Below are 11,829 nucleotides of genomic sequence, written 5' to 3'. Positions count from 1 at the left end.
GGGCCGAAGCGCCAGATCAGCGGGCACGCAGCGCCGGTCAACGAAGTGGTGGACGTCAACGAATGACGATGGTTTTGATGAAACGAGGCTTCGATGAGTGACAAGCGGCCAACCACCGGATCCAGGCTCAACCGCGACGATGTGCTGCGCGCCGCCCTGGCGTTGCTGAACGAGGTTGGCATCGACGCCTTGAGCACCCGCAAGCTGGCCGAGCGCCTGGGCGTGCAGTCGCCGACGCTGTACTGGCACTTCAAGAGCAAGGCGGCGCTGCTGGACGCGATGTCCTCGGCCGTGCTGCTGGAAAGCCGCGCCGTCGCCACCCCGGGGCCGGACGAAGCCTGGCAGGACTGGCTGATGGAAGACGGCCGCAGCTTTCGCCATGCGCTGCTGGCCTACCGCGATGGCGCCCGCCTGCACGCCGGCACCAGGCCGGGCGAGGCGCAGCGCGGCTCCATCGAGGCGCGCCTGGGCCTGCTGTGCGCGGCCGGCTTCGAGCCGGGCCCGGCCACCGTGCTGATGATGTCGGTGGGACGTTTCGTCGTCGGCTGGGTGCTGGAGGAGCAGTCCGCGCAAGCGCCCGATGCGCCGCCGTCGTCAACGCTCAGCGGGCCGGATGCCGCGCAATACCCGCTGCTGGCGGCCGGCTGGGCGGCCACGGTGGGCGGCGATGCCGACGCCCTGTTTGAGCGCGCCTTGCGGCTGTTGATCGACGGCGCTAGGCCGGCCGCGTCGCGACGAACAGGCTGACCAGGCACAGCGCCATGCCGCCGATGGCCAGCGGCGTCGCCTGCCAGCCCTCCAGCACGGCCGACACGATCAGCGCGATGACCGGCACCAGCACGCCCACCAGCGCCGCCTGCGCCGGCCCGCGCCGCTCGGCCAGCTTGTAGTACAGCGTGAAGGCGATGACGGAGCCGAAGGCGGCCAGGTAGACGAGGCTGCCGACATAGGTCCAGGCCCCGTCGAAAGCCAGGCCATGGCCCATGCCCACCGACATCAGCAGCAGGAAGAGGGCGCCATAGCCCATGCTCCAGGCCAGCACCGGCACCAGGGCCAGGCCGCGGCGCATCAGCACCAGCGTGAAGAAGCCGCCGATGCAGGCGACGACGACCGCGAAGAAGCTCAAGCCCAGGCCCAGCGCCGCATCCGGCCGCGCGCCGGTGGACGCCAGCTCGGGCCAGAAGATCAGCGCCACGCCCAGCACCGCGCCGCTGCTTGCTGCGAGGAAGCGCCGGCTGACCGGCTGGCGCCACAGCATCCAGGCGACGAAGGCGTTCATGAACACCAGCAGGCAGAACAGCACCGCCACGAGGCCGCTCGGCACGAAACGCTCGGCTTCGTAGATGGCCCAGTAGTTGCCGGCGTACTGGATGACGCCGGTGCCCAGCATGTAGGCATGTGAGTAGGCGGGCAGCTTCAGCGAAGTGCCCTGCCAACGCGCCAGCGCCGCCAGCATCAGCGCCGCGATCAGGAAGCGCCAGCCCACCGACGTCAGCGCCGGCACCGTCGACGCCAGCTGGTAGAGGATGACGTGCCAGGTGCTGGCCCAGATCAGCACCGGGGCCAGGAAGAGGAACCAGATGGGCAGGCGGCCGGACTTGTCTCCCGCCATCAGGCCGCGCGCTTGAAGGTGGCCAGCAGTGCGCCGGCCGCGACGAACAGCGAGCCGAACACGCGGTTCAGCAGCTTGATGTGGCTCTCGCTCTTCAAGGCCGCCAGCACGCGTGCCGCCAGCACCGTGTAGCCGGCCATGACGACGAGGTCGGTGAAGGCCAGCGTGCCGCCGATGACGAGGTATTGCGGCGCCAGCGCCGCGTGCAGGTCGAGGAACTGCGGCACGACGGCCAGCAGGAAGACCGTGCCCTTGGGGTTGACGGCATTGATGCCCCAGCCGCGCAGCACCAGCTGGCGGCGCGTGACGCTGGCAGCGCCCTCATCCGCGGCGGCCAGCGGCTTGGCCGGCGCGCGCCATTGCTGCACGCCGAGATAGATCAGATAGGCCACGCCCGCCCATTTGACGAGGGCAAAGCCCAGCGACGAGGCCGCGATCAGCGCACCCAGGCCGGCGCTGACGAGGACGACCTGGGTCAGGATGCCCAGGATGAGGCCGAAGGTCATGAAATAGCCGCGCTTGAAACCGTGCGACAGGCCGGCGCTCATCGCCGCCACGGCACCCGCGCCGGGCGACAGGCTGATGGCCCAGGACGCGGCAAAAAAGGCCAACCAGACCGAGAACTCCATCACGGACTCCATCCAAATAACTGCACAGTCGGCGAGTCTGCCACGCGGCAAGCCAGTTGGTGCCAGAGCTACTCGCTGCGCTCGGGCGGTCTGGCACGCAAAACATAAGATCTCCCGATGCTGAAGGCCCTTTTCTCGCTGCCCCGCAGCGTCTGGCTGCTGGGGCTGATCAGCCTTGTCAACGACAGCGCCAGCGAACTGGTCTACCCCCTCGTGCCGCTCTATTTGAGCGGCGTGCTGATGGCCGGCCCGCGCGTGCTCGGTCTCATCGAGGGTGTGGCCGAAGCGCTGGCCAGCCTGCTCAAGCTGTGGGCCGGCGTCATGGCGGACCGCAGCGGCCGCAGCAAGCCCTGGGTCGTCGCTGGCTATGGCCTGGCCGGGCTGGCGCGGCCGGCCATCGCCTTCGTGACCGGCTGGCCGCTGCTGCTGGCCCTGCGCCTGACCGACCGCGTCGCCAAGGCCGTGCGCGCCGCGCCGCGCGACGCGCTGCTGGCCGCCAGCATCGGGCCCGGCCAGCGCGGCCTGGCTTTCGGCCTGCACCGGGCCATGGACAACGCCGGCGCCGTCATCGGCCCGCTGCTGGCCTGGGCGCTGCTGAGCGCTGGCGTGCCGCTGGGCCAGGTCTTTCTGTGGGCCATCCTGCCCGGCCTGCTTTGCCTGGCCCTGACCCTGGCGGTACAGGAAGCCCCACCGCCCACCGCCGCGCCACCGCGCTTCAGCTGGACGCTGGCCGGCATGCCTCCGCCGCTGCGGCGCTACCTCGTTGTCGTCGCACTGTTCACGCTGGGCAATTCCAGCAATATGTTCCTGCTGCTGCGCGCCAGGGAGCTCGGCGTGGCCGAGGCGCAGGTACCGCTGCTGTGGGCGGCGGTATCGGGCGTCGCGGCGGTGTTCGCGCTGCCGCTGGGCGGGCTGTCGGACCGCGTCGGCCGTGTGCGCCTGCTGGTGGCCGGCTACGTCGCCTATGCCCTCTTCTACATCGGCATGGCCGGGTTCGCGGCGCCCGGCTGGCGGCTCTATGCGCTGTTCGCGCTCTACGGCATCTTCATGGCCGCGACGGAGGGCGTGGAGCGCGCCCTGCTGGCCGACCTGGCGCCACCCGAGCAGCGCGGCACGGCGTTTGGCTGGTTCAACCTGACCATGGGCGCCATGCTGCTGCCGGCTTCGCTGCTGTTTGGTTGGCTGTGGGAGGGCCTGTCGGCCACCGTCGCCTTCGGCTTCTCGGCAGGTTGCGCCCTGCTCGCCGCGCTGCTGCTGATGCTGTGGGTCAGGCCGCCAGAATCGCGCCCATGAATCGCGAGCCCTCCGTCCAGCGCGAGATCGTCAGCACGCGCCGCTGGCTGCAGACCCGTCGCTGGCTGCGCCTGCACGTGGGTCTGATCGCCCTGTGCTGCCTGGCCTGCCTGTGGTGCAGCGGCGCGCTGCTGCGCAAACTGGGCGTGGATGCGCTGTCGCTGCGCTTCGGCCTCAGCCTTGCTGTCAGCTATGGCGTCTATCTGCTGTTGCTGCGGCTGTGGGCGGCTTATCTGCTGAGCCGGGAGCATGGGGACGCAGCGGATGCCATCGATGTGGCCGATATCGCCGTCGACGCCGGGCTCGGCGACGGCATCGCTTCCGTCCTCGACGCGGCATCCGGCCTGGATGAAGGCGCCCTGGTGCTGCTGCCCATCGCTGCCCTCGTCGGCATGGCTGTCTTGCTGGCGGGCGTGCTGGGCGCGGGCGTGAGCCTGCTCTTCGGCGTGGAGGTGCTGATGGCCGTGTCGGTCGAGGTGGCCCTTGCCGCCTTCGCTGCAGGCCTGGCCTGGCGGCACCAGCGCCAGTTCGAACGTGGCGGCTGGCTGCGCTGCGCGTTGCAGCACACCTGGGTCGGCGCCCTGGTCTTGCTGCTGGCCGGCGTGGGCCTGGGCGCGGCGCTGGATCACTGGGTGCCCGAGGCCGAGTCGCTGCCGCATGCCGTCAGGATCTGGCACTCGCACTGACGACAATGGCCGCATGGCCACCAGCAAAAGCATCTACACCTGTACCGAGTGCGGCGGCACCAATGCCAAGTGGCTGGGCAAATGCCCCCACTGCGGCGCCTGGAACACGCTGACCGAAGGCACCGCCGAACCCACCGGCGGCGTCAAGAACCGCTACCAGTCGCTGGCCAAGAGCCAGCCCGTCGCGACGCTGTCCGAGATCGAGGCCAGCGACTTCGAGCGCACCCCCACCGGCCAGGAGGAACTGGACCGCGTGCTGGGCGGCGGCATCGTCGCCGGCGGCGTCGTGCTGATCGGTGGCGACCCAGGCATTGGCAAGTCGACGCTGCTGCTGCAGGCCGTTGAATCACTCAGCCAGACGCCGGTGACGGGCCGCTCCCGAGCCGGCGACACCCCCTCGGGGGGCGGGCTCGGCACACCGAGCCCTGGGGGCCAACAGTTCCTCAAGGTCTTGTACGTGACCGGCGAGGAAAGCGGCGCCCAGGTCGCGATGCGCTCGCGGCGCCTGGGCCTGTCGGGCACCAGGGTGCGCGTGCTGGCCGAGATCAGCCTGGAGCGCATCCTCGCCACCATCGAGGTCGAGGAGCCGGACTTCTGCGTCATCGATTCCATCCAGACGCTCTACTCCGAGCAGCTGTCGTCCGCGCCCGGCTCGGTGGCCCAGGTGCGCGAATGCGCGGCGCAGCTGACCCGCACCGCCAAGGCGCGCGGCTGCGCCATCGTGCTGGTGGGCCATGTGACCAAGGAGGGCGCGCTGGCCGGCCCGCGCGTGCTGGAGCACATCGTCGACACGGTGCTGTATTTCGAAGGCGACACGCACAGCAGCTTCCGCCTCGTGCGGGCCATCAAGAACCGCTTCGGCGCCGTCAACGAGATCGGCGTGTTCGCGATGACGGAGAAGGGGCTCAAGGGCGTGGCCAACCCGAGCGCCATCTTCCTGTCCACCCACGCCGAGCCGGTGCCGGGCAGCTGCGTGCTCGTCACGCTGGAAGGCACGCGGCCGCTGCTCGTCGAGCTGCAGGCGCTGGTGGACAGCGGCGGCGTCAGCCCGCGGCGGCTGTCGGTCGGCCTGGACCGTGACCGCCTGGCGATGCTGCTGGCCGTGTTGCACCGGCATGCCGGCGTCGCGACCGGTGACCAGGACGTCTTCGTCAACGCCGTCGGCGGCGTGCGCATCAGCGAGCCGGCCGCCGACCTGGCCGTGCTGCTGGCCATCCAGAGCAGCCTGCGGGGTCGGGCCTTGCCTCGCGGCTTCATCGCCTTTGGTGAAGTGGGCCTGGCCGGCGAAGTGCGCCCAGCGCCGCGCGGCCAGGAGCGGCTCAAGGAGGCCGCCAAGCTGGGTTTCAGCGTCGCCATCGTGCCCAAGGCCAATGCGCCCAAGAAGGCCATCGAGGGCCTGACCATCCACGCCGTCGATCGCGTCGAGCAGGCCATCGAGGTCTTGCGCGGCCTGATCTGAAACTGAGACAACAGGTTTCCATGGTGCACGCCGAGGCAAAGTCTGCTTAGGATGGGCACTCCCAAAGGAGGAGCCTTCATGTCCGATCCCGCCAATCTCAGGCAACACGTCCGCACCGACTTTCTCGCCGCCCAGCACGACGCCGATTCCCTGCCGGGCTGGGTCTTCAAGCCGGTGCAGTTCAGCCGCGGGCCGGCCGGCCTCGTGCTGAACATGAGCGACGGCGGCCTGCAGGTGATGACGAGCGCCACCGAGCCGCTGACCGACGACAAGTACGAGGTCGTGCTGCTGCTGGGCCGCGCCGACATGGATGACGACGAAGAGCAGGTCTCCTGGTTCAACGGCGTCGTCGAGCGCAAATGGTCGCGACCCGTGCCCCGCATGGGCATCCTGCACGGCATGTGCTTCACGGCGCGCAACTCGACGGCCGAACAGTTCCTGAACGGCCACCAGGCGGCCCTCGAATCCGGCCAGTGGGTGCGCTGCGTGCTGCTCAAGGCCGCTAAATGAAACCCCTCGTCCAACGAGTACGTTGGCCGGTCCCCCGGGGGGACGGCGATGCTTGCGGCATGGAACCGCAAGCACATCGCCTGCGCGGGCCGGCTAGGGAGCGGCCCGGCGCTCGGCCCGCAAGCTGCGGAGACGGCTGCTCCGCCAAAGCGACATAGGCAACACACATGGACCACTGCGGCCGCCTGCTGGACCACGTGCATCTGCGCGTGAGCGACCTGGCGGCCAGCCGGCGCTTCTACCGTGCGGCGCTGGAGGCCATCGGTCGGCTCGATGCCTTCGGCGAGGCGCCCGGCTGCTTCTATGCGGACGAGTTCTATGTCGACAAGGCCGAGGGCCGCGTCTCGCATGTGCATCTGGCCTTCCAGGCTCGCAGCGAGGACGAGGTCAGGCGCTTCCACGCCATGACGCTGTCGGCGGGTGGCCGCGATCACGGCACCCCGGGGCCGCGCCCCTATCACCCGGGCTACTTCGCCGCCTTCGTGCTGGACCCGGACGGCAACAACATCGAGGCCGTCTACCATGGGCCGACGCAGCGGTCGGCCGACAGCGTCGAGATCACGCGGCTCTAGGATGTGCGCCATGAGCGCACTGCCCCCGCCCCCTTATTACGCCGTCATCTTCACCAGCCAGCGCACGCCTGTGGACGGCGGCTATGGCGACATGGCCGACCACATGGTGGCACTGGCGGCCGAGCAGCCGGGTTATCTCGGCGTGGAAAGCAGCCGTGGCGAGGATGGCCTGGGCATCACGGTCTCCTACTGGCGCAGCCCCGAGGACATCGCTGCCTGGCGCCGCAACGCCGAGCACAAGATCGCCCGCGACACCGGCCGCAGCGACTGGTACCAGCACTACACGCTGCGCGTCGCCAAGGTCGAGCGCGCCTACGCCTGGCAGCGTGAGGACGGCCAGCAGGACCCGCAATCGTGAACCCGTGGATCGGCGTTGGGCTGGCACTGGCCGCCCTGATCCTCGGCGGACTGCTGCTCGGCTGGCAGGGCGCCATCTTCGCGACGACGGGCATCGTCTTCTGGCTGCTGCTGCAGATCTCGCGCCTGATGCGGGTCATGAAGGTGGCCGGCGCGGCACCGCTGGGCTCGGTGGCCAACGCGGTGATGCTGAACAGCAAGCTGCACGCCGGCATGAAGCTGGTCGACCTGATCGGCCTGGCCGGCAGCCTGGGTGTGAAGCAGGCGCCCGAGACCTTTGTCTGGCGCGACGCCGGCGGCGACGCGGTCGAGGTCAAGCTCGTGAAAGGCAAGCTCGTCGAGTGGCGGCTGATCCGCGCGGACGGCTCTTCGTAAAATCGCCGGTTTCCACCCCGCACGCACTGGAGTAACGATGGTTCCCGCCCCCCTGCATGACCGCGACGGCAAGATCTGGATGGACGGCGAGCTCGTCGACTGGCGCGACGCCAAGATCCACGTGCTGACCCACACCCTGCACTACGGCTGCGGCGCCTTCGAGGGCGTGCGCGCCTATGACACGGTCAACGGCACGGCCATCTTCCGCCTGCAGGAGCACACCCAGCGCCTGTTCAACAGCGGCAAGATCCTGCGCATGAAGATCCCCTTCTCGATGGAGCAGGTCAACGAGGCGACACGCGAGGTCGTCAAGGCCAACGGCCTGAAGAGCGCCTACATCCGCCCGCTGATCTGGATCGGCTCCGAGAAGCTGGGCGTCAGCCCCAAGGGCAACCAGGTGCACCTGATGGTGGCCGCCTGGAGCTGGGGCGCCTACCTGGGCGAGGAAGGCATGCGCCGCGGCATCCGCGTCAAGACCAGCTCCTACACGCGCCACCACGTCAACATCACGATGACGCAGGCCAAGACGGTGTCCAACTACACCAACTCCATCCTCGCCAACATGGAGGCCACCGACGACGGCTATGACGAGGCGCTGCTGCTGGACGCCTCCGGCTTCGTGTCCGAGGGTGCGGGCGAGAACCTCTTCGTCATCAAGGGCGGCGTCGTCTACACGCCCGACCTGTCGGCCGGCGCGCTGAACGGCATCACGCGCAACACCATCTTCTCGATCTGCCAGGACCTGGGCCTGAAGCTGGTCGAGAAGCGCATCACCCGCGACGAGGTCTATATCTGCGACGAGGCCTTCTTCACCGGCACCGCCGCCGAAGTGACGCCCATCCGCGAGCTGGACCGCATCGAGATCGGATCGGGCTCGCGTGGCCCCATCACCGAGAAGATCCAGTCGGCCTTCTTTGACATCGTCAACGGCCGCAACCCCAAGTACGCCGAGTGGCTGACCGCCGTCTGAAATGAACTGCCCCTCGCCCAGCCTCGCGTCGCTGAACGCGAGCGAGTCCTGTCGGTCTTGCAGACCGAGCTGCGGCATGAGCCGCAGCTCTTCGGCAGGCACATCGCGCCCACTGGGCGCCATGTGTCCGGCCTCAGCCCCCGGGGGGACGGCGATGCTTGCCGGTTCGACCGGCAAGCACATCGCCAGCGCGGGCCGGCTAGGGAGCGGCCCGGCGCTCGGCCCGCAAGTCACGCGCCGCGAAACGGACAACTGAGAGAAAAACATGAGCACCACCACCACGCCCCCCGCGACCGTCGAAGTGACCGCCAAGGACTGCAACGACAACGGCACCGTCTTCTGCCCGAATCCGAAGATGCCGCTGTGGAGCACGCATCCCAAGGTCTTCATCGACCTGACCCATGGCGGCCAGGGCCAGTGCCCTTACTGCGGCACCGCCTACAAGCTGAAAGCCGGCGAGGTCGTCGGCGGGCATCACTGAGCTAGCGCATCAGCGCGGCGGCCTTGCGGCTGCCGCGGCGCTGGGCGTCCAGGTCGGCCTCCAGCGCGCGCTCGCCGGCCGACAGCGACCTCACCACGCCCATCGCCAGCCCGCTCTGGTCCAGGTTCTGGCCCCAGGTGAGCCCGGCACGCAACGGAACCGGCGCCGCCAGGCCGTTGGTGAAGCCCGCCGGCAGCCACGGCATGGTCTGGGCCAGCACCAGGGCCACGCGCGGCTTGATGGCCGCGTCACCCACACGGCCGCGCTGGCCCCAGCTCACGGTCTGGTCGGCGCTCGCGCCGCTCAGGAATTGCGGCGTCACCGCGACGTCGCGCAGCACGCCATGGCGCAACTGCATCAGCGCCTCCTCGGCCAGCATGGCCGCATCCTCGCGCGGCACGCTCTGGCCGGTGGGCCAGGAGTAGCTGTAGTCGTCGGTGACACGGTCGCTGCTGAAGAACCCGACGATGTCAGCCGGCTGGTAGCTGCGCTGCACCGCCGTGGAGGCCACACCGAAGAACTGCACCCGCCCCAGGTCGACCATCTGCTGCGAGTAGAACGGCAGCTGCGTGCGCAACTGCTCCGACGCCGTGTTGGCCGGCACCGCCTCGTAGACGCGCAGGCCCGTGTTCAGCAGCAGCTGCACGCGCGGCGGCAGGAAGTCGTTGGCATGCGTCAGCTCGTGATACAGCAGGCGGCCCAGCGCCGGGATCAGCGCGGCGCTGTCGCGTGAGGCGCGCTCCAGCACGGCACTGCGACCGCCGGCCGACTTGTTGCCCTGCACATAGCGCCACAGCATGGCGTAGGCGAGGTCATTGCCGTAGTCGCTGCGCGGGTCGGGGGCCTCGCTGACCGTGTCGCGCTCGGCGGCCGTCTGCCAGAGATAGTCGGCGTCGAGATAGATGGCGCCGGTGGCGCTCCAGTAGAAGGCTGGCCTCACCCGGCCGCCGATGACGATGGCCGTGGTCGCGTTGAGCAGGCGGCGGAAGTCGCCGTTGACGTCCTGCTCGCGCAAAAAGGCCTCGAAGCGCTGGCCCATCCAGTCGTTGGACACCAGCACGCGCGCCATCACCTGCTCCACCGTCGGCAGCTCGCCGCGCGTCTCGGTGCCCAGGATGGGCAGGCGGCCCAGGGTGCAGAGGTTGTTGTTGCTCAGCGCCGGTGTGTAGATGCACTCACGCAGTTCCGCCGCACGCGCGCTGCCGGCCACATAGGGGTAGACGCGCGAGGACAGGTTGCCGCTGCCGAACAGCGGCGACGCGGCCGCCGGCGGCGCGGCCTGCAGCAGCAGGCTGAAGTCCTGGGTGAAGCTGCGGCCATCGGCCAGCGTGACCTCGGCACGCAGGCGCAGCAGGCTGTCTTCGGCCACCGCAGGCGCCGTGAAGATGACGCGCCACTGGGTGGCGTCGCCGAGACTGACGTCGGGGCCATCGACGCGGCTCCAGCGCACGCGGGCCAGCGGGTAGTCGGCCACGGCCAGGCCGTCGACCCAGGCGCGCAGCGAGGTCTGGCCGCCCGCCCACACCGACGGTTCGCCGCGGATCACCATCGCCGCCGCACCGGCAGCGGCGGCGGTGAACTCGGCCGAACCGCTGTAGCTGGCGCCCTTGGCGTCGGTGAAGTCCACGCTGAAGGCATGGCGGCCCGCGGCTGTCGGCGTGACGCTGAGCGCCTGCGAGCGGGCCGACCCCAGGGCCAGCGTGGCACCGTCGGTCTGGCGCCACTGCACGGTCTCCAGCCGCGAGCCGGCGCAGGCGAGCACGGCCACCTCCTGGTTGCGCCCCACGCTGGCCGTGGCCGGCAGGGCCAGCCGCGCGACGGAGCCGCTCAGGCATTGCGTGCCCAGCGGCGGCACCGTCGTCGGGCCGGGTGCGGGCGACGCATCACCCCCCCCACCGCCACCGCAGGCGGCCAGCAACAGGCAAAGCAAGACGGGTGCTACGGATTTCAACGATGGCATCGGGAGGATTCTGGCAAGGTGTCGGCCGGCGGCAATGTAGCGCCCCCGCCCAGGCTGCCAAGATCACCCGGTGCGGGTAGTTTTCACGCGCCCTAGGACTTGCGTGCGCGGCCCAGCAGCACCAGGGCGATGCCGCCCAGGATGGCGCAGGAGGCCCACAGCAGCCGCGCCGTCAGCGCCTCGCCCAGCAGCAGCACGCCACCGAGCGCCGCCAGCGGCGGCACCGACAGCTGCAAGGTGGCGGCGCGCATGGCCGTGAGCCCCGGCAGGGCCGCGTACCAGATCACATAGCCCAGGCCCGAGGTCACGCCCCCCGAGGCCATGGCCAGCAGCGCACCACGCGGCTGCGCTTGCCAGCTGCCCCACAGGCACAGGCTCAGCAGCAGGCACAGCGGCAGGGCACGCAGGAAATTGCCCGCCGTGGCCGCCAGCGCGTCGGTCTTGCCGCGGCCGCGCAGCGAATAGACGCCCCAGCCGAGGCCGGCCAGCGCCATCAGGGCCGCACCCAGGGGCGGCGGCGCCTCCAGCCCCGGCGCGACCAGATAGACCAGGCCGCCCAGGGCCAGCACCAGGCCGGCCCAGCCACCGGCGGCAAAGCGCTCGCCGGCGCGCAGGCCGGCGCTGAACATCGTCAGCTGCACGGTGGCAAACAGGATCAGCGCGCCGCTGCCGGCCGACAGGCTGACATAGGCGAAGGCGAAGCCCGCCATATAGAGCCACAGCATCACGGCAGCCAGCCAGTCGGGAGGCTGGGCCGTCACACGCCGGCGGGCCAGCAGCAGCAGCACGGCCACGCCGGTGGCCACGCGCAGCGTCGCGAAGCTGGCCGGGTCGATGCTGCCCTGCTGCAAGGCAAGCCGACACAGCAGCGAATTGGCCGCAAAGGCCCCCATCGCCAAGGCGCAAAGCAGCAGCAGGCGGCCGC

14 protein-coding genes are annotated in these 11,829 nt (G+C 70.0%); 10 read left to right on the top strand and 4 right to left on the bottom strand.

What is annotated here, in order from left to right:
- The first annotated feature begins 93 nt into the window (after positions 1–93).
- On the top strand, positions 94–747 hold the full coding sequence (locus tag AC1D2H_RS04785; RefSeq protein ID WP_477927653.1) for a TetR/AcrR family transcriptional regulator C-terminal domain-containing protein: 654 nt from the start codon (positions 94–96) through the stop codon (positions 745–747).
- Here the strand turns inward: AC1D2H_RS04785 and AC1D2H_RS04780 are convergent.
- Together AC1D2H_RS04780 and AC1D2H_RS04775 are read right to left on the bottom strand one after the other, a co-directional pair.
- Positions 716–1,612 carry a DMT family transporter gene (locus tag AC1D2H_RS04780; RefSeq protein ID WP_478010085.1) on the bottom strand — a complete coding sequence of 299 codons (897 nt, stop codon included), beginning with the start codon at positions 1,610–1,612 and terminating at the stop codon, positions 716–718. The genes AC1D2H_RS04785 and AC1D2H_RS04780 overlap by 32 nt on opposite strands.
- On the bottom strand, positions 1,612–2,241 hold the full coding sequence (locus AC1D2H_RS04775; RefSeq protein ID WP_477928042.1) for a LysE family transporter: 630 nt from the start codon (positions 2,239–2,241) through the stop codon (positions 1,612–1,614). The genes AC1D2H_RS04780 and AC1D2H_RS04775 overlap by 1 nt, the downstream gene beginning before the upstream one ends.
- Positions 2,242–2,358: 117 nt before the next feature.
- Between AC1D2H_RS04775 and AC1D2H_RS04770 the strand changes: the two genes are divergently transcribed.
- From AC1D2H_RS04770 to AC1D2H_RS04730, 9 genes are all read left to right on the top strand, one after another.
- Positions 2,359–3,534: an MFS transporter gene (locus AC1D2H_RS04770; RefSeq protein ID WP_478010084.1), complete on the top strand. Its 1,176-nt coding sequence runs from the start codon at positions 2,359–2,361 to the stop codon at positions 3,532–3,534.
- Positions 3,531–4,220: a hypothetical protein gene (locus AC1D2H_RS04765; protein ID WP_478010083.1), complete on the top strand. Its 690-nt coding sequence runs from the start codon at positions 3,531–3,533 to the stop codon at positions 4,218–4,220. Before AC1D2H_RS04770 ends, AC1D2H_RS04765 begins: the two co-directional genes overlap by 4 nt.
- Before the next feature lie 13 nt (positions 4,221–4,233).
- Positions 4,234–5,679 carry a DNA repair protein RadA gene (gene radA / locus AC1D2H_RS04760; protein ID WP_478010082.1) on the top strand — a complete coding sequence of 482 codons (1,446 nt, stop codon included), beginning with the start codon at positions 4,234–4,236 and terminating at the stop codon, positions 5,677–5,679.
- Between the two features lie 78 nt (positions 5,680–5,757).
- Complete coding sequence (locus AC1D2H_RS04755) at positions 5,758–6,189, top strand: hypothetical protein (protein WP_477927646.1); 432 nt, start codon at positions 5,758–5,760, stop codon at positions 6,187–6,189.
- A 167-nt stretch (positions 6,190–6,356) separates the two neighbouring features.
- Positions 6,357–6,761 carry a VOC family protein gene (locus AC1D2H_RS04750; RefSeq protein WP_478010081.1) on the top strand — a complete coding sequence of 135 codons (405 nt, stop codon included), beginning with the start codon at positions 6,357–6,359 and terminating at the stop codon, positions 6,759–6,761.
- A 10-nt stretch (positions 6,762–6,771) separates the two neighbouring features.
- Positions 6,772–7,119: an antibiotic biosynthesis monooxygenase family protein gene (locus tag AC1D2H_RS04745; RefSeq protein WP_478010080.1), complete on the top strand. Its 348-nt coding sequence runs from the start codon at positions 6,772–6,774 to the stop codon at positions 7,117–7,119.
- Complete coding sequence (locus AC1D2H_RS04740) at positions 7,116–7,493, top strand: hypothetical protein (protein WP_478010079.1); 378 nt, start codon at positions 7,116–7,118, stop codon at positions 7,491–7,493. Before AC1D2H_RS04745 ends, AC1D2H_RS04740 begins: the two co-directional genes overlap by 4 nt.
- A gap of 37 nt (positions 7,494–7,530) precedes the next feature.
- A complete protein-coding gene (locus tag AC1D2H_RS04735; RefSeq protein WP_477927638.1) occupies positions 7,531–8,463 on the top strand; it encodes a branched-chain amino acid transaminase in 933 nt (310 codons plus the stop codon).
- A 265-nt stretch (positions 8,464–8,728) separates the two neighbouring features.
- Positions 8,729–8,944, top strand: a complete 216-nt coding sequence (locus tag AC1D2H_RS04730; RefSeq protein ID WP_477927637.1) for a zinc-finger domain-containing protein — start codon at positions 8,729–8,731, stop codon at positions 8,942–8,944.
- Between the two features lies 1 nt (position 8,945).
- Here AC1D2H_RS04730 and AC1D2H_RS04725 read toward each other — a convergent pair whose 3' ends face one another.
- Both AC1D2H_RS04725 and AC1D2H_RS04720 read right to left on the bottom strand, forming a co-directional pair.
- Positions 8,946–10,874 (bottom strand): hypothetical protein, encoded by a 1,929-nt coding sequence (locus AC1D2H_RS04725; RefSeq protein ID WP_478010078.1) that lies wholly within the window; start codon positions 10,872–10,874, stop codon positions 8,946–8,948.
- A gap of 122 nt (positions 10,875–10,996) precedes the next feature.
- The gene (locus tag AC1D2H_RS04720) at positions 10,997–11,797 is read right to left on the bottom strand and encodes a DMT family transporter (protein ID WP_478010236.1); all 801 of its coding nucleotides are present in this window, start codon (positions 11,795–11,797) and stop codon (positions 10,997–10,999) included.
- Positions 11,798–11,829: the final 32 nt, after the last annotated feature.

Source organism: Roseateles sp. P1_C1_2 (assembly GCF_056406535.1).
The sequence above is the reverse complement of the archived record's forward strand: the minus strand, read 5'-3'. Positions and strand labels throughout refer to the sequence as shown.

What these genes read in the sequence shown, in the direction of transcription:
- AC1D2H_RS04785 (WP_477927653.1), top strand. Translation starts at nt 94, where the DNA reads ATGAGTGACAAGCGGCCAACCACCGGATCCAGGCTCAACCGCGACGAT.
- AC1D2H_RS04780 (WP_478010085.1), bottom strand. Translation starts at nt 1,612, where the DNA reads ATGGCGGGAGACAAGTCCGGCCGCCTGCCCATCTGGTTCCTCTTCCTG.
- AC1D2H_RS04775 (WP_477928042.1), bottom strand. Translation starts at nt 2,241, where the DNA reads ATGGAGTTCTCGGTCTGGTTGGCCTTTTTTGCCGCGTCCTGGGCCATC.
- AC1D2H_RS04770 (WP_478010084.1), top strand. Translation starts at nt 2,359, where the DNA reads ATGCTGAAGGCCCTTTTCTCGCTGCCCCGCAGCGTCTGGCTGCTGGGG.
- AC1D2H_RS04765 (WP_478010083.1), top strand. Translation starts at nt 3,531, where the DNA reads ATGAATCGCGAGCCCTCCGTCCAGCGCGAGATCGTCAGCACGCGCCGC.
- radA (WP_478010082.1), top strand. Translation starts at nt 4,234, where the DNA reads ATGGCCACCAGCAAAAGCATCTACACCTGTACCGAGTGCGGCGGCACC.
- AC1D2H_RS04755 (WP_477927646.1), top strand. Translation starts at nt 5,758, where the DNA reads ATGTCCGATCCCGCCAATCTCAGGCAACACGTCCGCACCGACTTTCTC.
- AC1D2H_RS04750 (WP_478010081.1), top strand. Translation starts at nt 6,357, where the DNA reads ATGGACCACTGCGGCCGCCTGCTGGACCACGTGCATCTGCGCGTGAGC.
- AC1D2H_RS04745 (WP_478010080.1), top strand. Translation starts at nt 6,772, where the DNA reads ATGAGCGCACTGCCCCCGCCCCCTTATTACGCCGTCATCTTCACCAGC.
- AC1D2H_RS04735 (WP_477927638.1), top strand. Translation starts at nt 7,531, where the DNA reads ATGGTTCCCGCCCCCCTGCATGACCGCGACGGCAAGATCTGGATGGAC.
- AC1D2H_RS04730 (WP_477927637.1), top strand. Translation starts at nt 8,729, where the DNA reads ATGAGCACCACCACCACGCCCCCCGCGACCGTCGAAGTGACCGCCAAG.
- AC1D2H_RS04720 (WP_478010236.1), bottom strand. Translation starts at nt 11,797, where the DNA reads ATGGGGGCCTTTGCGGCCAATTCGCTGCTGTGTCGGCTTGCCTTGCAG.